Origin of the sequence: Mesorhizobium sp. M8A.F.Ca.ET.208.01.1.1 (genome assembly GCF_004791315.1) — a bacterium.
Classification (GTDB): domain Bacteria; phylum Pseudomonadota; class Alphaproteobacteria; order Rhizobiales; family Rhizobiaceae; genus Mesorhizobium.
Map to the genome: position 1 here is coordinate 175,208 of NZ_SRUT01000003.1, position 19,713 is coordinate 194,920.

Sequence of the window (19,713 nt, forward strand, 5' to 3'; positions counted from 1 at the left end):
ATGGCGACAGTGACCCTTGGCGATATCCGTGACGCGCGCGAGCGAATTGCCGGCAAGGTCGAGCGCACATCGATCGTGCTTTCGGGGAGTCTTTCCGAACGACTGGGCGTGCCGGTTCATCTCAAGCTCGAGCATCGCCAGACCACCGGCAGTTTCAAATTGCGCGGTGCATCCAACGCCGTTGCATCGCTTGATGCCGAGGAGAGGGCGCGCGGCGTCGTCGCGGCATCGACCGGCAATCATGGCCGTGCGCTGGCCCACGCGGCGAAGCTCGAGGGCATGCGTGCGGTGATCTGCATGTCTCGACTGGTACCCAAGAACAAGCTGGACGAAATCCGCCGCCTCGGCGCGGAAGTCCGTATTGTCGGCAACAGCCAGGACGATGCCCAGCAGGAGGTCGAGCGGCTGGTGACGGAGGAGGGGCTTGTCATGCTGCCGCCCTTCGACCATCCCGCGATCATCGCCGGGCAAGGCACGCTCGGGTTGGAGATGATCGAGCAGGTCCCGGATGCCGCTCTGGTGCTGGTGCAACTCTCCGGAGGTGGGCTGGCCTCGGGTGTAGCGGCCGCAATCAAAGGCGTTAGCCCCGGCACAAAGATAATCGGCGTGTCGATGGCGCGCGGCGCCGCGATGAAGGCCAGCCTCGATGCGGGCCGTCCCGTCTTGGTGGAGGAACTGCCGACGCTGGCGGATTCGCTCGGCGGGGGCATCGGCCTCGACAACCGGCTGACCTTCGCCATGAGCCGAGACCTGCTCGACGATGTCGTCCTGCTCAGTGAGGACGAAATCGCCGCCGGCATTCGCCATGCCTATGAACTGGAACGCGAGATCGTCGAAGGAGCAGGTGCGGTAGGCATCGCAGCACTGCTCGCCGGCAAGGTCAGGGCGGAGGGGCCGGTGGTGGTTCTGCTTTCCGGCCGCAACATCGACATGGAACTGCACAGGAAGATCGTCTGCGGGGAAATGCCATCGATTTCGGAGCGCGCCGCATGAGCAGGATGACCATCCTCACCGAAGCTGAACTGCGCACGATCGTGACGCTCGATCTCGACGCCGTCGCTTGCGTCGAGAATGCTTTCCGCGCGCTGGCAACATTGCCGGTGGCCATGCCGCCGATCCTGCGCCTCGACATCGCCGAGCATCGCGGCGAGGTCGACGTGAAGTCCGCCTATGTACCCGGTATCGACGGCTTCGCCGTCAAGATCAGTTCCGGCTTCTTCGACAATCCAAAGCTCGGTCTGCCAAGCGGTGGCGGCATGATGGTGCTGCTTTCGGCAAAGACCGGTGTGGTCGACGCCTTGCTGCTCGACAATGGCTATCTCACCGACGTCCGCACCGCCGCCGCCGGCGCCGTCGCGGCCAAACACCTGTCGCGAGAGGACTCGTCCGTCGCCGCGATCTTCGGCGCCGGCGTCCAGGCCGGGCTACAGCTCCAAGCCCTGATGCTGGTGCGGCCGATCACGCGGGCCCGCATCTGGGCGCGCGATGCCGCCAAGGCGGAGACGGCCGCGGCCGCCTTGCGCGAAAGGCTCAGCATCGACGTGGGCGCTGTATCAGACGCAGCCAACGCTGTCGCCGGCGCCGACATCATCGTCACCACCACGCCGTCGACCGAGCCGCTGATCAAGGCCGGGTTTGTCTCGGCCGGCCAGCACATCACCGCCATGGGGTCCGACGCCGAGCACAAGAACGAGATTGCGCCGGCGATCCTGCGCATGGCCGATCTGTACGTCGCCGACAGCGCGAAGCAGACGCAGCGGCTGGGCGAACTGCACCATGCCATCGCCGCCGGCGTGATGGCAGCCGGTGCCGAGGTCACCGAACTTGGCCGGATCATCGCCGGCGAAAAACACGGTAGGCGCTCGGCCAGCGACATCACCATCGCTGACCTGACCGGCACCGGCGTGCAGGACACTGCGATCGCCACGCTCGCCCGCGACCGCGCGCTAGCGGCCAATGCCGGAACCATTTTCGAAAGCTGATCCTGGCCGCGGGAGCATGATCTGGAAAAGTGGCAACCGGTTTTCCGACCAGATCGTGCTCCGACAAAACAATACCTGGAGACAGATTCAACGAAGTTGAAGCGGGCTCCAGGCCCAACAAACGAGGACCAACAAAAAATGCAGCCGAACCTGAAATTCTCGCGAAGCGAATACGCGGATCGCCTCGCCAAGACGCGCAAGGCGATGGAAGCCAAAGGCGTCGATCTCCTTGTTATCAGCGATCCATCCAACATGGCCTGGCTGACTGGATATGACGGCTGGTCCTTCTATGTGCATCAGGCGGTCATCGTGCCGCCGTCGGGCGAGCCGGTCTGGTATGGCCGTGGCCAGGACGCCAACGGCGCCAAGCGCACTGCTTATCTCGCGCATGACAACATCGTCGGCTATGCCGACCACTATGTGCAGTCGACAGAACGCCACCCGATGGACTTCCTGTCCAGCGTGCTGAGCGATCGCGGCTGGGGCAAGCTTGTCGTCGGTGTCGAGATGGACAATTACTGGTTCTCCGCCGCCGCCTTCGCCTCTTTGCAGAAGCATCTGCCCAACGCCCGCTTCGTCGACGCCACCGCGCTGGTCAACTGGCAGCGCGCGGTGAAGAGCCCGACCGAGATCGACTATATGCGCAAGGCCGCCCGCATCGTCGAGGCGATGCACCAGCGCATCTTCGACAAGATCGAGGTCGGCATGCGCAAATGCGATCTGGTCGCCGAGATCTACGATGCCGGCACCCGCGGCGTCGACGGCATCGGCGGCGACTACCCCGCGATCGTGCCACTGCTGCCGTCAGGCGCGGACGCCTCGGCGCCGCACCTGACCTGGGACGACAAGCCGATGAAGCGGGGCGAGGGCACCTTCTTCGAGATCGCCGGCTGCTACAACAGGTACCACTGCCCGCTGTCGCGCACCGTCTTCCTCGGCAAACCGACGCAGGAATTCCTCGATGCCGAGAAGGCGACGCTGGAAGGCATGGAAGCAGGTCTTGCCGCCGCCAGGCCGGGCAACACATGCGAGGACATCGCCAACGCCTTCTTTGCCGTCCTGAAGAAATACGGCATCGTCAAGGACAACCGCACCGGCTATCCGATCGGTATTTCCTATCCGCCGGACTGGGGCGAACGCACCATGAGCCTGCGTCCCGGCGACCGCACCGAGCTCAAGCCCGGCATGACCTTCCATTTCATGACCGGCCTTTGGCTGGAGACAATGGGGCTGGAGATCACCGAGTCCATCCTGATCACCGAAACCGGTGTGGAGTGCCTGGCCAATGTGCCGCGCAAGCTGGTGGTGAAGGATTGAGCCCGATGTCCAGTCATCGCCCGTCGCCGATCGCGCCGACCGTCGATTTCGATCGCGACGGCGTCCAGCATGGTTTCCTGCGCTTGCCCTATAGCCGCGACGACTCGGCCTGGGGCTCGGTGATGATCCCGATCTGCGTTATCCGCAACGGCAAGGGGCCGGCGGCACTGCTGACCGGCGGCAACCATGGTGACGAGTATGAGGGGCCGCTGGCGCTCTACGAACTCGCCCGAACGCTCGATCCCAGCCAGGTCAGCGGCACGGTGATCATCGTGCCGGCGATGAACTATCCGGCTTTTCGGGCCGGCACGCGCACCTCGCCGATCGACAAGGGCAACATGAACCGCAGCTTTCCCGGCCGGCCGGACGGTACGGTGACGCAGAAGATCGCCGATTATTTCCAACGCGAGTTGCTTCCCCGCGCCGACATCGTCTTCGACTTCCATTCCGGTGGCAGGACGCTGGATTTCGTGCCGTTTTGCGCTGCTCACACCTTGCCCGACAAGGCACAGGAGCAGAAAGCCTTTGCGGCGGTGGCGGCATTCTCAGCGCCGTTCTCGATGCGCATGACCGAGATCGATGCGATCGGCATGTACGACACGGCGGCCGAAGAGATGGGCAAGGTCTTCGTCACCACCGAGCTCGGCGGCGGCGGCACATCGCGAGCCGAAACGGTGCGGATCGCCCGGCGCGGCATCCTCAACGTGTTGCGTCACGCCGGTGTCGTCGCCGGGGCGGTCGAGACGGGCAAAACCCAGTGGCTGGACATGCCCTCGGGAGATTGCTTCTGCTTTGCCGAGGACGACGGCATGATCGAAACCATGGTCGATCTTGGTGAGCCTGTCGAAGAAGGCGCGGTACTGGCCCGCATCCATTCCACCGGCCGCACCGGCGTTGCTCCGCGGGATATCCGGGCGAAAATGTCGGGCATGCTGGCGGCACGGCATTTCCCTGGCCTGGTCAAGGCCGGCGACTGCGCCGCGGTGGTCGCCGTGAAGGTCGATTGACTGACGTGATTTCTCCGCCCGGACCAAACCGGGCGGACCCAGCCATCGACGGTTTCTCGTGTCGCTCTTCGGCCAGAAACCAAACCGCTCTCGTACACGGGGATACTTATATCGCCGGATGTTTTCCACTAGGCTGGCGATCGCGTTGCATGGGAGCATCGATTGCGTGGATTTATGGAAGGCCTGATCGAGAGGCCGCAGACGGTGGCTGAACAGGTCGCAAATGTCCTGCGCGAGGCTATCGCCAGTGGATCGCTGAAGGCCGGCACCACGCTGCGTCAGGATGAACTGGCCGAGCAGTTCGGCTTCAGCCGCATGCCTATCCGGGACGCGCTTCGCCAATTGGAGGCGGAAGGCATTGTTTCCATTCATCCCACGAAGGGCGCGCATGTCGCCGGGATGGACGGTGCCGAGATCGCCGAAATCTACGCGGTGCGCGAATTGCTCGAATGCGAGGCGCTCCGGCTGTCCGTTCCGGCCCTGCCCGGCGCCAAGCTTGAAGAAGCCGAGCAGGTGCTCGACCAGATCGAGGCGGAGCGCAATGCGGGCCGCTGGGGCGCCCTGAACAGGGCCTTTCACCTGTCGCTCTACGATGCCTGCGGCAACCGCCGTTTGCTTGACCTGATCGAGGCGCATCACAACGCGGCCGACCGCTATGTCCGCATCCTGCTGTCGAACCTCGACTACCGCACCCGCTCTCAGAGCGAGCATCGCGACCTGCTGGCCGCTTGCCGGCGGCGTGACGAGAAGAAGGCCGTGAGCGTTCTGAGGCAGCATCTTCGCGAAGGCAGCGACACACTCGTCAATGCGATAGACGGCGGCGGACTGTCGCGAAAATCCTAAGCCCGAGGGGCAGGGCCGTCCGCGATCGATGCCATGGCGCGCGGTTGCCAGCGGGGCGGTTCGCTGCCACATATTGCAACATCAACGCTCGACATAAGGATCGCCATGTCTCCCGTCAGCCACCTGCCGGCACGTGCCCTTGCCCCGCGCCGCCATGATGAGATCCTGCGGCGGCTGGGTGCCCAGGGCTCCGTCAGCGTCGCCGAACTGGCCGGGTTCTTCGATGTCTCGCGCGAAACCATCCGCCGCGATTTGAAGCTGCTTTCGGACCAGGGCAGGCTCGGCATCGTGCATGGCGGGGCCGCCCGCTTCGAGCCGAGCGAGCCGTCGATGAGCTTGCGCAGCCAGGAAAATGCGGCCGGCAAAGCGGCGATCGGCAGGGCGGCCGCCAGGCTGGTCAGGGATGGCATGGTGGTCTTTCTCGATTCCGGCACCACCACTTTGGCCGTCGCGCATGCCATATCGGAACTGCGCGACCTCACCATCTGCACGGCCAGCCTGAAGATAGCGCTGCATCTATGCCATGTCCCCGGCATGCGCGTGCATATGCTGGGCGGCGAAGTCGACCCCGGCGAGGAGGCGGCTGTCGGCATCGACACGCTCGATGCGATGGCCCGCTTTCGTGTCGACATCGCCTTTCTTGGTGGCGGCGCGCTGTCGCCGGACGGGGAGGTGACCGACTTCACCCGCGCAGGCGCCGAACAGCGCGGCCGCATGATCGCCCTTGCCGGGAAGGCCTATTTCGTGCTCGACGCCAGCAAGTTCGGCAAGCTGACGCCGCTCAGGATTCCCAACTTCGAACGTGCCGCCGGGGTGATCGTCGACGCCAATCCCGAACCGGCGCTTGCCGAAGCGCTTTCGCAAAAGGGTCCAGAACTCATCGTCGCAGCTTGATGTGATATTTTGTGACTTTATGGGTTGATATTTGGTTTTCTCGTGCTAATGTCCCGGCCATCCTTCAAATGGCGGAACGCTCATGGCCCATGAATTTCCCACCCAGGCTCGAATCGTCATTGTCGGCGGCGGCATCATTGGGTGCTCGGTCGCCTACCATCTGACAAAACTCGGCTGGACCGATGTTGTCGTGCTCGAACAGGGGCAACTTAGCGGCGGCACCACTTGGCACGCGGCTGGTCTTGTCGGCCAGTTGCGCAGCCATTCCAACATGACCAGCCTGATCCGCTATTCCACGCAGCTCTACAGCGAACTGGAGGCCGAGACCGGTCTTGCCACCGGCTGGAAGAATTGCGGCTCGCTGTCAGTTGCGCGCACGGCCGACCGCATGACGGTGCTGAAGCGCACGGCTGCGTCGGCGCGCGCCCAAGGGGTGGAGATCGACGTCATCTCGCCCAGGGAGGCTGGCGATCTGTGGCCTGTCATGGCGACAAACGATCTCGTCGGCGCTGTCTGGCTGCCCGGAGACGGTAAGGCCAATCCCACCGATCTCACGCAATCGCTTGCCAAGGGCGCGCGCAATGGCGGCGCCAAAATCTTCGAGCGGGTCAAGGTCACTGGTATCAGCGTCAGCAACGGCGTCGCTTGCGGTGTCGAGACCGACCATGGCGACATCGCTGCCGAGATCGTCGTCAACTGCGCCGGCCAATGGGCGCGCAAGGTCGGGCTGATGTGCGGCGTGTCGGTGCCGCTGCATTCGGCCGAGCACATGTACATCGTCACTGGCCGGATAGAAGGCGTGCATCCGGATCTGCCCGTCATGCGCGATCCCGATGGCTTCATCTACTTCAAGGAAGAGGTCGGCGGCCTGGTCATGGGCGGCTTCGAGCCGCATGCCAAGCCGTGGGGCATGAACGGCATTCCCGAAAATTTCGAGTTCGCGCTGCTGCCGGATGATTGGGACCAGTTCGAAATCCTGATGGAAAACGCGTTGGTGCGCGTGCCGCAGCTGGCGCAGGCCGAGGTCAAGAAATTCTACAATGGTCCCGAGAGCTTCACGCCAGACAATAATTTCCTCCTCGGCGAGGCGCCCGAGCTGAAGAATTTCTATGTCGGCGCCGGCTTCAATTCGATGGGCATTGCCAGTGCCGGTGGCGCCGGCAGGGCACTGGCCGAATGGATCGTCAACGGCGCGCCGACCATGGATCTGTGGCCGGTCGACATCAGGCGCTTCGCCTCGTTCAACAACAATCCGCGCTGGCTGCATGACCGGGTCAAGGAGACGCTCGGCCTGCATTACGCCATGCCATGGCCGAACCGCGAACTGGACACCGCGCGGCCATTCCGCCGTTCGCCGCTTTACGACCGGCTCGCCGCCAAGGGCGCGTGCTTCGGCTCCAAGATGGGTTGGGAGCGCGCCAACTGGTTTGCGGGTCCAGGAGAGACAGCCGGGAACGACTATGCCTTCGACCGCCAGAACTGGCACGCGGCGGTGCAACGCGAGATAAAGGCGACGCGCGAAGCCGTCGCCATCTTCGACCAGACCTCCTTCGCCAAGCTCCTTGTCCAGGGGCGCGACGCCCGTGCCGTGCTGAACCGGATCTGCGCCGGCGACATCGATGTGCCGGTCGGCACTTCGGTCTACACCGGCGTGCTCAATGCGCGTGGCGGCTACGAAAGCGATCTCACCGTGATGCGGCTTGGCGCGGAAAAATTCCTCATCGTCACCGGCTCCGCCCAGGCCGTCCACGATGCAGACTGGATCGTCAAGAATATCCCGGCGGACGCGCATGCGATACTGACCGACGTCACCTCATCCTATGCGGTGCTGGCGTTGATGGGACCGCGTTCGCGCGACCTCCTGGGCAAACTGTCATCGGCGGATCTTTCCAATTCCGGCTTCCCCTTCGCCACTATCCGAGAAATCGATATCGGCTATGCCACAGCCTACGCCAACCGCATGACCTATGTCGGTGAGCTCGGCTGGGAACTGATCGTGCCGACCGAATTCGCGGTCGGCGTCTACGAGGCGCTGCATCAAGCCGGTCGTGAATTCGGCCTTGCCGACGCCGGCTACTACGCGCTCGATGCCTTGCGCATCGAAAAGGGTTTTCGCGCCTGGGGTCGCGAGTTGACGCCTGATATCAACCCGTGGCAGGCCGGCCTTGGCTTTGCCGTCGCGATGGACAAGCCGGGCGGCTTCATCGGCCGTGATGCGCTTGCCGCCGCGAAATCCTCGGCGGCGCCGACCAGGCGCATCGTGTTGTTCACCCTTAATGATGCCCAGCCGATGCTGTGGGGCGGCGAGCTGATCCTGCGCGACGGCAAGCCGGTCGGCGAGGTGCGCTCGGCTGCCTACGGCCACACACTCGGCCGTTCGGTGGCGCTCGGGCTGATCGAGCACGAAGCGGGCGTCGATGCTTCATTCCTGGCCAACGGCCGTTTCGAGATCGATCTTGCCGGCGTGCGCCATGCGGTTACCGCGCATTTGCGCAGCCCCTATGATCCGAAGTCGGAGCGGGTGAAAGCCGATGCAGTGGAGATCAAGGTCGCGGCTTAAAGCATGATCCCGAAAAGTTGGAACCGGTTTCGGAAAAGATCATGCTCAACTAGTCCGCCGACATCGAGCGCGCCATGTCGAGAAAGGCGCGCACCAGCTTGCCGCCGCTGCGCTCGCGCAGGCAGATCAGCGCCTCGTCCATCAAGGTCTCGGGCGCATCGATGGTGATCGGGACGAGCCGCGAATCCTGGCCGAATTCGGCCGCCGAGACAAAGCCGATGCCGGCGCCCGAGGCGACGATCTCGCGTACGGCTTCGCGGCCCTCGGCCTCGATCACCGGCCTGAGCTCGACCTTCGACGTCGCGGCCAGGTCTTCGAGCTTCTGGCGCGTCTTGGAACCGCGCTCGCGCATGACCAGCGATTCCTGCGCGAGCTGCTTGAGCGTCAGCGATTTTTTCCCTGCCAATGGATGGTCGATCGAGGTGAAGGCGATGATCGGCGTCGAATTTAGTTTCAGCACCTCGAAGTCGCGCCCGGCGGGCACCTCGCCCAGCACGCCGATATCGGCATCGTAGCTGTAGAGGCTGCTGATCACCGTCTCGGTGTTTCCGGCGCGCACCGAGACCTGCACGCCAGGATAGCGGGCCCGGAAGCTGCCGAGGATGTGAAGCAGATGGTGCGCTGCATCGGCGACGATGCGCAGCGTGCCGGAACGCAAAGCGCGCGACTCGGTCAGGAGCTCGAGCGCCTGTTGCTCGGTATCGAACATGCGGTGGGTTATTTCGAGCAGCTTCTGGCCGGAATGGGTCAGCGTGACCTGTTTCTTGTTCCGATTGAACAGCAGCACGTCATACTCTTCCTCGAGCTTGCGCACCTGGTCCGATATCGCCGGCTGGGTCAGGAAAAGCGCTTCGGCCGCCCGCGAAAAGCCGCCGGAGATTGCCACCTGATGAAAGGCTCGCAGCTGAACATAGCGCATCCTGTGTGCCTTTCGGGTCTCGAAGCCGCCTGCACCTTATCATAAGCTTGGCTAGCCAAAAGGACGGAATAAACGATTCCGCTGATGTCTGGGGATGAACCCTACCGCGTTCACAGCCGTGTCATGAGCGGCATGCAGCCTGTCCAATGTAGTTCATCATCGTTCTAATCGATACGTCGATACAAAATAACGATTTTACAAATACGTCGTCCGGACCAACAATGGCGCCACATCAAAAAAGCAGCGACCTGTCGGAGGACATCATGCTCGCCGAGACGAAATTTGCCGCGGAGCCGCTGGCCAGGCCGGCCCTGGGCGAGCCCTATCTTTTGACCCCCGGGCCGCTCACCACGGCCTATTCGGTCAAGCAGGCGATGTTGCGCGACTGGGGATCCTGGGACGGCGACTTCCGCGCCATGACATCAGACATGCGCCGCCGCCTGCTGGCGCTGACCGGCGACACGAAAGGCGAGTTCGACTGTGTGCCGATGCAAGGCAGCGGCTCCTTCTGCGTCGAGGCGATGCTGGGCTCGTTCGTGCCCAGTGATGGCAAGGTTCTGGTGCTGGCCAACGGCGCCTATGGCCTGCGCGCCGCGCAGACCATGCAGTATCTCGGCCGCGCCTATACGCTGATCGACAAGGGCGACTACCTGCCGCCGCGCGGCGACGAGGTGGCGGCCGCGCTCGAGGCTGATCCTGCGATCACGCATGTCATCGCCATTCATTGCGAGACCAGCTCCGGCATTTTGAACCCTGTCGCCGAGATCGCCGAAGCAGTCCATGCCAAGGGTCGCAAACTGCTGGTCGATTCCATGAGTGCCTTCGGCGCCGTCGCGCTCGACGTCAACGAAATCCGCTACGAGGCGATGGTGTCGTCGGCCAACAAATGCATCGAGGGCGTGCCCGGCTTCGGCTTCATCATCGCCCGCAAGAGCGAACTCGAAGCAGCCAAGGGGCGCAGCCATTCCCTGTCGCTCGACGTTCACGCGCAATGGGCGCACATGAACAAGACCGGCCAGTGGCGCTACACGCCGCCGACGCATGTCGTCGCCGCCTTCCTGGAGGCGCTGCGCCAGCACGAGGCCGAAGGTGGCGTCGCCGGCCGTGGCGCCCGCTATGTCAAGAACCGCGACGTCATGGTGGCGGGCATGCGCGAACTAGGCTTCGAGACGCTGCTTAGGGACCGCTGGCTGTCGCCGATCATCGTCACCTTCTTCAACCCGGCCCACGCCAACTTCGCCTTCGATCGTTTCTACGAACTGATGAAGGACAAGGGCTTCATCATCTATCCCGGCAAACTGACGGCCGTGGATTCCTTCCGCGTCGGCTGCATCGGCCAGATGGACGAACATGTCATGCGCCGCGTCGTCGAGGCGGCGGCGCAATCGCTTGATGAAATGGGCGTCGACACCGCCGCTCCACCCGCGGCGGCAATCGCCGAGCGCGCCAAACTCGCCGCCTGAAGCGACCGTTTTCGAGGATTTTTGATGAACCAGATGTCTCCCATCAACGTCGCGGTCAATGGCCGCACCTACGCCTGGCCGCGCGTGCCGGCCATCGCCATCTGCCTTGACGGCTGCGAGCCGGCCTATCTTGACGAGGCGATCAGGGCCGGGCTGATGCCGGCCCTGGTCAGGATCAAGCAGAAGGGCACGGTGCGCTTTGCGCACTCGGTCATTCCGAGCTTCACCAACCCCAACAATTTGTCGATCGCCACTGGTCGCCCGCCCTCGGTGCACGGCATTTGCGGCAACTATCTCTACGAGCGCGAGACCGGCAAGGAAGTGATGATGAACGACCCGCGTTTCCTGCGCGCGCCGACCATTTTCCAGGCCTTCTACGACGCCGGCGCCAAGGTCGCGGTGGTGACCGCCAAGGACAAGCTGCGTGCGCTGCTCGGCAAGGGCCTCGCCTTCGACGAAGGCCGCGCGCTGTGCTTCTCGGCTGAAAAGTCGGACACCACGACAGTGGCCGAGCACGGCATCGACAATGCCTCGAAGCATTTCGGCCTGCCTGTGCCGGAAGTCTATTCGGCCGAACTGTCGGAATTCGTCTTCGCCGCCGGCGTTCAGCTGCTCAGGGAATTCCGCCCCGACATCATGTACCTGACGACGACCGATTATGTGCAGCACAAATATGCGCCCGGCGTGCCGCAGGCCAATGCCTTCTACGAAATGTTCGACAAGTACCTGACCGAGCTCGATGCGCTGGGCGCGGCGATCGTCGTCACCGCCGACCATGGCATGAAGCCCAAGCACAAGGCGGACGGTTCGCCCGACGTCGTCTACGTCCAGGACCTGCTCGACGAATGGCTGGGCAAGGACGCCGCCCGCGTCATCCTGCCGATCACCGACCCCTATGTGGTGCATCACGGCGCTCTCGGCTCTTTCGCCACCGCCTATTTGCCTGATGGCGCTGATCAGGCCGGCATCATGGCGCGGCTGGCCAAGATCGACGGCATCATGCTGGTCGTCGACAGCCCTGATGCCTGCGAGCGTTTCGAACTGCCGGCCGACCGCATCGGCGACATCGTGCTGATCTCGACGGAGAACAAGACGATCGGCACATCAGAACATCGCCACGATCTGGCGGCCCTCAACGAACCGCTGCGCTCGCATGGTGGCCTGACCGAGCAGGAGGTGCCGTTCATCGTCAATCGCGTGCTGCCGGACCTGCCGAACGAGCCGACACTGCGCAATTTCGACGCCTTCTACTACGCGACGATGGCGGCGGCGCTGGCAGGCTGAGCGCTGATGTCGACCCCCACTCCGTCGAGCTTCGCTCGGCACCTCTCCCCCGATCGACGGGGGAGAAGAAAAGCGCCAGGGCTAGCCGCAGCTTAGCCTGGAAACGTGGGGGCGTCGACTTCGCCTGGTTTCCTCTCCCCCGTCGATCGGGGGAGAGGTGGCCCGAAGGGCCGGAGTGGGGGTCGACCCTCTGCCGTGACATGCCTAAGAATCTGCTGGAGCAGAAACCATGACCCAACTTGACCCTGCCATCAAAGTTCGCCACGAGCCGATGCGTATCGCCGGCAGGAAGGTCGATGCCGACGGCATTGTCGAGGTGCGCTACCCCTGGAACGACACTGTTATCGGCACCGTGCCGGCCGGCCGTGCCGAGCATGCGCGACAGGCTTTCGAGATCGCCGCCGGCTACCGGTCGAAACTGACGCGCTACGAGCGCCAGCAGATCCTGTTTCGCACGGCGGAAGCTCTGGCGTCGCGCCGGGAAGAAATTTCCGATCTCATCACGCTCGAGCTCGGCATCTCCAAGACGGATTCGCTCTACGAAGTCGGCCGCGCCTATGACGTGTTCACGCTGTCGGCGCAGATGTGCATCCAGGATGACGGCCAGATCTTTTCCTGCGATCTCACCCCGCACGGCAAGGCGCGCAAGATCTTCACCACGCGTGAGCCGCTGAAGGCGATCTCGGCGATCACGCCATTCAACCACCCGCTCAACATGGTCTCGCACAAGGTGGCGCCGGCTATCGCCACCAACAATTGCGTGGTCGTCAAGCCGACCGAGCTGACGCCGATGACGGCGCTGCTTTTGGCCGACATTCTCTACGAAGCCGGCTTGCCGCCGGAAATGCTGTCGGTGGTGACGGGATGGCCGGCCGACATCGGCGACGAAATGATCACCAACGAAAACATCGAGCTGATCACCTTCACCGGCGGCGTGCCGGTCGGCAAGATGATCGCCCGCACCGCCGGCTACAAGCGCCAGGTGCTCGAACTCGGCGGCAACGATCCGCTGATCATCCTCAACGATCTCTCGGACGACGATCTGGCCAAGGCCGCCGATCTCGCGGTGGCGGGTGCGACGAAGAATTCCGGTCAGCGCTGCACGGCCGTCAAGCGCATCCTCGTTCAGGAAAGCATCGCCGACCGTTTCGTGCCGCTGGTGCTGGAGCGCGCGAAAAAGATTCGCTTCGGCGACCCGATGGACCGCTCTACCGATCTCGGCACCGTCGTGCATGAGAAGGCAGCAAGCCTGTTCGAGGCCCGAGTCCACATGGCAGCCGAGCAAGGCGCCGACATTCTTTACAATCCGGGCCGCCAGGGCGCGCTGCTGCCGCCGATCGTCGTCGATCGCGTGCCGCATAAATCCGAACTGGTGATGGAAGAAACCTTCGGGCCGATCATCCCGATCGTGCGCGCGCCCGATGACGACGAGGCGCTGATCGCACTCTCCAACTCGACCGCCTTCGGCCTGTCGTCGGGCGTCTGCACCAACTCGTTTCCCCGCATGCAGAAATACATCGCCGGCCTGCAGGTCGGCACCGTCAACATCTGGGAGGTGCCGGGCTACCGCATCGAGATGTCGCCCTTCGGCGGCATCAAGGATTCGGGCAATGGCTACAAGGAAGGCGTCATCGAAGCGATGAAGAGCTACACCAATGTGAAGACATTTTCGCTGCCCTGGTCCTGACCAGGCGCGACCGACGGACAGAAAACAGAGGGAGCGGCCAACGCTCCCTCATTCGCGTTTCGGAGATGATGATGGCCGCGATATCCGAGCTTGTGCATACAGAGGGCGATTCCAACACCACGGCGGCGCGCGGCCGCTGGGATGCCGGCCAGGACGATCCCCGCATTCGCGGCCTGCTTGATCGCGATGCCGCAGCCTTCATGCACCAGAGCCTGTCCAGCCCCTGCCTTTCGACGATCGCCAAGGCTGAAGGCATCTGGATCGAGGATACCGCCGGCCGCCGTTTCATGGATTTCCACGGCAACAGCGTCCACCATCTCGGCTACGGCCACCCGAGATTGGTGGCGGCGATCAAGAGACAGCTCGACGAACTCTGCTTCGCGCCGCGCCGCTTTACCTGCGAGCCCGCCGTCGAACTGGCGGAGAGACTGGCGGCCCTCGCGCCTGGCGACCTCGGCAAGGTGCTGTTCACCACCGGCGGCTCGGATGCCATCGAGGTCGCGCTGAAGATCGCGCGCGCCGCGACCGGCCGTTTCAAGACGGTGTCGTTCTGGGACGCCTTCCACGGCGCCGGCTTTGGCGCGGCAAGCGTCGGCGGCGAGGCGACCTTTCGCTCGCACATATCAGGCCCGATGATGACCGGCACCGAGCATGTCGCGCCCTGGGACGGCTACCGCTGCCCTTACGGCCACGACACCCTGGAAGCCTCGGGGCTGGCATGCGCCAACATGATCGCCTATGTGCTTGGCCGCGAGCAGGATGTGGCGGCGGTCGTTGCCGAGCCGATGCGCGCGACGCCCAATCCGCCGCCGCCCGGTTTCTGGAAGCGGGTGCGCGAGGCCTGCGACAGGCATGGCACGCTGCTGATCTTCGACGAGATTCCGACCGGCCTCGGCAAGACCGGAAAATTCTTCGCCCACGAACATGACGGCGTTACGCCCGACATCGTCGTCCTCGGCAAGTCGCTGGGCGGCGGCATCCTGCCGATCGCCGCCGTCATCGCGCGCCGCGACCTCGACGTCACCGGCGGCTTTGCCATTGGTCACTACACCCATGAGAAGAACCCGGTGACGACGCGCGCCGCGCTGGCGACCATCGACATCATCCTGGAGGACGGGCTGGTCGAGCGTTCGGCCGAACTTGGCCGGCATATGCTTGGACGGATGCAGGACCTGATGGCGCGTTCGCCCCATGTCGGCGATGTCAGGGGCAGGGGACTGATGGTCGGGGTCGAACTCGTCGAGGATCGCGCCTCGCGCCAGCCGGCACGCGACCTCGCCGAACGCGTCTTCTACGCCTGCCTGGAACAGGGACTGAGCTTCAAGGTCAGCCAAGGCAACGTGCTGACACTCTCGCCGCCATTGGTCATTTCAAAGACCGATCTCGACCGGGCGCTCGACATCGTCGAGGCCGCGGTGCTGGCGGCCTGACATGAAGGCCGTCCGCACAGATCGCGAACTCGAATGTCCTGAAATCGATGCCGGCTTGCGGGCGAGGGGCGTCGACCTGGTGACGTTGCCGGACGGCATTCCCGAAGCCGATCTCATAAAAGCAGTGGCCGACGCCGATCTTCTGCTCATGTGCTACACGCCGATCACCGCGCGGGTGATAGACGCGGCGCCAAGGCTGAAGGGCGTCGTGAAATATGGCGTCGGTATCGATGCAATCGACATCGCCGCCGCGATGCGACGTGGTATTCCCGTGGTCAACGTGCCCGAATATGCCGAGGAAACCGTTGCCGAAGGCGCCTTCGCGCTGATGATCGCGCTCGCCAAGCGGCTGCCTGCGATCACGCAGGCAATGTCGCGCGATGGCTGGATCTGGCCCGAGCAACGCTGGCTGGGGCGTGATATTTCCGGCGCCACGCTTGGGCTCGTCGGCTGCGGCAAGATCGGCCGCAGCATGGCGCGCATGGCAGGCCAGGGATTCCGCGCACGCGTCCTTGGCTTTGATCCCGCTGTCGATGCAGCGACAATGCGCGCCGCCGGTATCGAGAAGGCCGACGACCTCCATGCCATGCTGGGCGCCTGCGATTTCATTTCCATCCATTGCGTTCTGAACGACCAGACACGCGGCCTGATCGGCAAGCATGAGCTCGCCTGCCTCAAACCCTCGGCCATCATCGTCAATGTCTCGCGCGGTGCGTTGATCGATGAGGCGGCCCTCGTCGAGGCGATCGTCGCCGGTCGCATCGGTGGTGCCGGGCTCGACGTCTATTCGGCGGAGCCGCTGTCGAAGTCAGGCCATCCGATGAGTGTGCTGTTCGGTCGCGACAATGTGATCCTTTTTCCGCATCTCACCTTCTTCACGCATGAGGCGATGCGCCGGCTCGAGGACGACACGCTCGCGCGGTGTTTCGAGATCCTCGAAGGCAGGCCGGTGACCGTCCGTTCGCATGATCCGCGATTGCGGGCGCAGACGGCAGGTATTGTGTTCGGCTGATAAGCGAGAGTTTTCAAGCTGATAGCTGCCTTCGGCGCAGCCACATTCATGGCCAAGACGTGGATGCGACAGTTCCATGACAAATATCAGAGGAATTTTGGCTCTCATAAAATAAATAGATTTTACTTATCGATCGCCGATCCCCAGAGTTGTCACAACGAAGACATCCAACCGGCTCAACGTCCGTCAGAGACCCAAGGCCGGGTGATCCTAGTGCATCGCAGAATGTGCCTTCAATCAAAGGGGAACTCGTCATGAAATCAAGAAACGCAACCATGGTCGCGGCCTTCGCCGCATTGCTTGCATCGGCGGCCCTCGTCGGGCCGGCGCTCGCCGACGGCGTCGTCACCGTCTACTCCGCCGATGGCCTGCATGACGGCAATGGCAGCTGGTACGAGACCGAATTCGCCGCCTTCACCAAGGCCACCGGCGTTACCGTTCAGTATATCGAGGCAGGTTCGGGCGGCGTTGTCGAGCGCGTCGCTAAGGAAAAATCTAACCCGCAGGCCGACGTGCTTGTGACCTTGCCGCCCTTCATCCAGCGCGCCGCCGCCGACGGCCTGTTGCAGGACTACAAGCCGGAGGCCGCATCCCAGATCGACGGTGGCACCGACAAGTATCGGCCGCTGGTCAACAATTACATGAACTTCATCTACAACAACGCCGTGCTGTCGGAAGCGCCGAAGAGCTACAACGATCTGCTCGATCCGAAGTTCAAGGGCAAGATCCAGTATTCGACCCCCGGCCAGGCCGGTGACGGCACCGCCGTCATGCTGCAGATCATTCATGCCTTCGGCGGCGAGGACGCCGGCTTCGAGTTCATGAAGAGGCTGCAGGACAACAATGTCGGCCCATCCGCCTCGACTGGCAAGCTGACCGCACTGGTCAACAAGGGCGAGCTGCACGTCGCCAATGGCGACCTTCAGATGAACATGTCGCAGATGGCCGACAATCCCAACATCAAGGTGTTCTGGCCGGCGGGGCCTGACGGCGTGCGCTCCACCTTCGCGCTGCCCTACGAAATCGGGCTGGTCACCGGTGCGCCCAATGCCGACAACGGCAAGAAGCTGATCGATTTCCTGCTGTCCAAGGAAGCCCAGTCGACTGTAAGCTCGATTGCCATCGGCGTGCCCGCCCGCAAGGACGTGACGCCCTCCGACGCCAACTTCGCCAAGCTGCAGGAGGCCATGAAGGGCCTGACCATCTGGTCGCCGAACTGGGACGAGGCGCTGAGCAAGCTGCCCGACTACGTCAAGAAATGGAACGAAGCGACCGGAAGTTGATCCGCCAAGGAAACAGTCCGGAGAACAACGCCATGTCGGCAGCCGCCTTCACGGGTTCCGAAGTCACGGATATCGACGCCGCGAAAGTTCGCGGCGCCGGCTCCAATGTCCACTTCGACAAGGTCGTTGTCGCCTATGGCGCGCATGTCGTCCTGCATCCGCTGACCCTCGACATCGCGCCGGGCGAAATCCTGGCGATGATCGGCCCGTCCGGGTCCGGCAAGACGACCGCCTTGCGGGCCGTGGCCGGCTTCGTGCGGCCGAGAAGCGGACGCATCCGTATCGGCGCCACCGACGTGACCGATCTGCCGCCCTACGAACGCGGGCTCGGCATGGTGGTGCAGAACTACGCGCTGTTTCCGCATATGCGGGTCGAGGACAACGTCGCCTTTGGCCTGCGGGCACAAGGCGCCGACAAGGCGCTTATCGGCGAACGGGTGAAGGATGCGCTCGCCACCGTCGGCATGGCGACGTTTGCCCGGCGTTATCCACGCGAACTTTCGGGCGGCCAGCAGCAGCGCGTCGCGATTGCCCGCGCGCTTGCGGTGCGGCCACGCGTGCTCCTGCTCGACGAGCCGCTCTCGGCGCTCGACGCGCAGATCCGCCGCAACATGGTTGAGGAAATCGCCCGGCTGCACCGCAGCCTGCCCGGCCTCACCATCCTCTACGTCACGCATGACCAGACCGAGGCACTGACGCTTGCCGACAAGATCGCCATCATGCGCGACGGCAGGGTCTGTTCGCATGGGCCGACGACCGAACTCTATCGCCGCCCGCCAAACCGTTTTACCGCCGAGTTCCTCGGCCGCGCCAACCTTCTGCCGGTGACGGTTGCCGAAGCTGCCGGCCCGAAAGGCTTTGCCACGGCAAGGCATGGTGATGCCGTGCTCACCAGTGCCGGTCGCGACGAGAAGGCCGGCGACAAGAGCCTGCTTTGCATCAGGCCGCAGCATCTCAGCCTCACGGCAGACAGCGAGCACACCAACCGCATTGTCGGCACGCTCAGGGAAGTGCACTGGCAGGGCGAACTCACCCATCTGGTTCTCGATGTCGATGGCACGCCGGTGCGCGTCTCGGCAACAAAGCTGCCTATGGCCCTGCCGGAACCCGGCACAAAGGTACCGCTGTTCTTTGCGCCAGCCGATACGTCGCTTCTTCCGGAAGACGCCGGTGTCTGAAGCGCTCGCCATTGGTGCGCCGACGGCCAGGAAGCGAGAGCCGGGCCGGCTGTGGATCGTGCCGCCGGCGGCCCTGCTGGCGCTGCTGTTCTTCTACCCGCTGGCGCTGATTGTACGCCAGGCGTTCCTCGACGACAGCGGTGTCGCCAATGTCGCGGAGATCATCCGCGTCCTGCATTCGCGCTTCTTCCTCAACGCGCTGGTCAACACGGTGACGATCTCGGTCGCGGCGACGGCCGGATGCCTGATCGTCGGCCTGCTGCTGGCGCTGATCCTCGCCTTCGTGCCGTTTCCCGGCAGCGGCTTCATAGCCCGGCTGATCGACACCTTCATCGCCCTGCCGACCTTCCTGGTGACGCTTGCCTTCACCTTCCTTTACGGCTCCGCCGGCATGCTCAACTCGGGGCTGATGGAGGCCTTCTCGCTGCCGCTGCCGCCTGTCGATTTCCTCTATTCGACCTGGGGCGTCGTGCTGGCGGAAGTCACGGTGTATACACCCTTCATCCTGCGGCCGCTGCTCGCCGCCTTTTCGCTGGTCGATCGCGGCCAGATCGAAGCGGCAAGCGTGCTTGGCGCCAGGCCGTTCCGCATTGTCCGCCAAGTCATCCTGCCGGCGGCGGTGCCCGCGCTCGTCGCTGGCGGCAGTCTCTGCCTGCTGCTCACCGTCAACGAATTTGGCATCGTGCTGTTCATCGGCGCCAAGGGCGTCATCACCCTGCCGCTGCTGATCTACGGCAAGGCGATCCAGGAATCGGCCTACCAGGTCGCCTGCATCATCGCCGTGGTCAACATCGCGCTGTCGCTCGGCTTGTTCGGTCTCTACCGGTTTGCCGCCGGCCGGTTGGGAGTCTAGC

Annotated in this window: 16 protein-coding genes; 15 read left to right on the forward strand and 1 reads right to left on the reverse strand. The window is 63.8% G+C overall.

What is annotated here, in order from left to right:
- From eutB to EN851_RS17620, 7 genes are all read left to right on the forward strand, one after another.
- Entirely contained in the window at positions 1-993 is a 993-nt protein-coding gene (gene eutB, locus EN851_RS17590) for a hydroxyectoine utilization dehydratase EutB (RefSeq protein ID WP_135929680.1), read from the forward strand.
- Entirely contained in the window at positions 990-1,982 is a 993-nt protein-coding gene (locus tag EN851_RS17595) for a cyclodeaminase (RefSeq protein ID WP_135929681.1), read from the forward strand. The genes eutB and EN851_RS17595 overlap by 4 nt, the downstream gene beginning before the upstream one ends.
- A gap of 138 nt (positions 1,983-2,120) precedes the next feature.
- A complete protein-coding gene (doeA, locus tag EN851_RS17600) occupies positions 2,121-3,299 on the forward strand; it encodes an ectoine hydrolase DoeA (RefSeq protein ID WP_127275879.1) in 1,179 nt (392 codons plus the stop codon).
- Between the two features lie 5 nt (positions 3,300-3,304).
- Positions 3,305-4,306, forward strand: coding sequence for a N(2)-acetyl-L-2,4-diaminobutanoate deacetylase DoeB (gene doeB / locus EN851_RS17605; RefSeq protein WP_135929682.1), 1,002 nt, complete (start codon positions 3,305-3,307; stop codon positions 4,304-4,306).
- A gap of 162 nt (positions 4,307-4,468) precedes the next feature.
- A complete protein-coding gene (locus tag EN851_RS17610; RefSeq protein WP_245520767.1) occupies positions 4,469-5,149 on the forward strand; it encodes a GntR family transcriptional regulator in 681 nt (226 codons plus the stop codon).
- A 105-nt stretch (positions 5,150-5,254) separates the two neighbouring features.
- Entirely contained in the window at positions 5,255-6,043 is a 789-nt protein-coding gene (locus tag EN851_RS17615) for a DeoR/GlpR family DNA-binding transcription regulator (protein WP_135916087.1), read from the forward strand.
- An 82-nt stretch (positions 6,044-6,125) separates the two neighbouring features.
- A complete protein-coding gene (locus EN851_RS17620; RefSeq protein WP_135929683.1) occupies positions 6,126-8,603 on the forward strand; it encodes an FAD-dependent oxidoreductase in 2,478 nt (825 codons plus the stop codon).
- A gap of 49 nt (positions 8,604-8,652) precedes the next feature.
- Here EN851_RS17620 and EN851_RS17625 read toward each other — a convergent pair whose 3' ends face one another.
- Complete coding sequence (locus tag EN851_RS17625; protein ID WP_135865027.1) at positions 8,653-9,522, reverse strand: LysR substrate-binding domain-containing protein; 870 nt, start codon at positions 9,520-9,522, stop codon at positions 8,653-8,655.
- Positions 9,523-9,785: 263 nt separating this feature from the next.
- On the opposite strand from EN851_RS17625, the gene EN851_RS17630 reads away from it, so the two are divergent.
- The 8 genes from EN851_RS17630 to EN851_RS17665 all read left to right on the forward strand — a co-directional run bounded on the left by EN851_RS17630 (position 9,786) and on the right by EN851_RS17665 (position 19,712).
- On the forward strand, positions 9,786-10,985 hold the full coding sequence (locus tag EN851_RS17630) for a 2-aminoethylphosphonate--pyruvate transaminase (protein ID WP_135929878.1): 1,200 nt from the start codon (positions 9,786-9,788) through the stop codon (positions 10,983-10,985).
- A 24-nt stretch (positions 10,986-11,009) separates the two neighbouring features.
- Entirely contained in the window at positions 11,010-12,269 is a 1,260-nt protein-coding gene (gene phnA / locus EN851_RS17635) for a phosphonoacetate hydrolase (protein WP_135929684.1), read from the forward strand.
- Positions 12,270-12,498: 229 nt separating this feature from the next.
- On the forward strand, positions 12,499-13,956 hold the full coding sequence (gene phnY, locus EN851_RS17640) for a phosphonoacetaldehyde dehydrogenase (RefSeq protein ID WP_135929685.1): 1,458 nt from the start codon (positions 12,499-12,501) through the stop codon (positions 13,954-13,956).
- Between the two features lie 71 nt (positions 13,957-14,027).
- Positions 14,028-15,386, forward strand: a complete 1,359-nt coding sequence (locus EN851_RS17645) for an aspartate aminotransferase family protein (protein ID WP_135929686.1) — start codon at positions 14,028-14,030, stop codon at positions 15,384-15,386.
- A gap of 1 nt (position 15,387) precedes the next feature.
- Complete coding sequence (locus EN851_RS17650) at positions 15,388-16,398, forward strand: NAD(P)-dependent oxidoreductase (RefSeq protein ID WP_135929687.1); 1,011 nt, start codon at positions 15,388-15,390, stop codon at positions 16,396-16,398.
- A gap of 254 nt (positions 16,399-16,652) precedes the next feature.
- The gene (locus EN851_RS17655; protein WP_135929688.1) at positions 16,653-17,681 is read left to right on the forward strand and encodes a 2-aminoethylphosphonate ABC transporter substrate-binding protein; all 1,029 of its coding nucleotides are present in this window, start codon (positions 16,653-16,655) and stop codon (positions 17,679-17,681) included.
- A gap of 32 nt (positions 17,682-17,713) precedes the next feature.
- Positions 17,714-18,859: an ATP-binding cassette domain-containing protein gene (locus EN851_RS17660; RefSeq protein ID WP_127870519.1), complete on the forward strand. Its 1,146-nt coding sequence runs from the start codon at positions 17,714-17,716 to the stop codon at positions 18,857-18,859.
- Positions 18,852-19,712: a 2-aminoethylphosphonate ABC transporter permease subunit gene (locus EN851_RS17665; RefSeq protein ID WP_135881715.1), complete on the forward strand. Its 861-nt coding sequence runs from the start codon at positions 18,852-18,854 to the stop codon at positions 19,710-19,712. Before EN851_RS17660 ends, EN851_RS17665 begins: the two co-directional genes overlap by 8 nt.
- Position 19,713: the final 1 nt, after the last annotated feature.

Bases quoted from the DNA above. Each gene is read 5' to 3' on its own strand.
- eutB (WP_135929680.1), top strand. From the start codon at position 1: ATGGCGACAGTGACCCTTGGCGATATCCGTGACGCGCGCGAGCGAATT.
- EN851_RS17595 (WP_135929681.1), top strand. From the start codon at position 990: ATGAGCAGGATGACCATCCTCACCGAAGCTGAACTGCGCACGATCGTG.
- doeA (WP_127275879.1), top strand. From the start codon at position 2,121: ATGCAGCCGAACCTGAAATTCTCGCGAAGCGAATACGCGGATCGCCTC.
- doeB (WP_135929682.1), top strand. From the start codon at position 3,305: ATGTCCAGTCATCGCCCGTCGCCGATCGCGCCGACCGTCGATTTCGAT.
- EN851_RS17615 (WP_135916087.1), top strand. From the start codon at position 5,255: ATGTCTCCCGTCAGCCACCTGCCGGCACGTGCCCTTGCCCCGCGCCGC.
- EN851_RS17620 (WP_135929683.1), top strand. From the start codon at position 6,126: ATGGCCCATGAATTTCCCACCCAGGCTCGAATCGTCATTGTCGGCGGC.
- EN851_RS17625 (WP_135865027.1), bottom strand. From the start codon at position 9,522: ATGCGCTATGTTCAGCTGCGAGCCTTTCATCAGGTGGCAATCTCCGGC.
- EN851_RS17630 (WP_135929878.1), top strand. From the start codon at position 9,786: ATGCTCGCCGAGACGAAATTTGCCGCGGAGCCGCTGGCCAGGCCGGCC.
- phnA (WP_135929684.1), top strand. From the start codon at position 11,010: ATGAACCAGATGTCTCCCATCAACGTCGCGGTCAATGGCCGCACCTAC.
- phnY (WP_135929685.1), top strand. From the start codon at position 12,499: ATGACCCAACTTGACCCTGCCATCAAAGTTCGCCACGAGCCGATGCGT.
- EN851_RS17645 (WP_135929686.1), top strand. From the start codon at position 14,028: ATGGCCGCGATATCCGAGCTTGTGCATACAGAGGGCGATTCCAACACC.
- EN851_RS17650 (WP_135929687.1), top strand. From the start codon at position 15,388: ATGAAGGCCGTCCGCACAGATCGCGAACTCGAATGTCCTGAAATCGAT.
- EN851_RS17655 (WP_135929688.1), top strand. From the start codon at position 16,653: ATGAAATCAAGAAACGCAACCATGGTCGCGGCCTTCGCCGCATTGCTT.
- EN851_RS17660 (WP_127870519.1), top strand. From the start codon at position 17,714: ATGTCGGCAGCCGCCTTCACGGGTTCCGAAGTCACGGATATCGACGCC.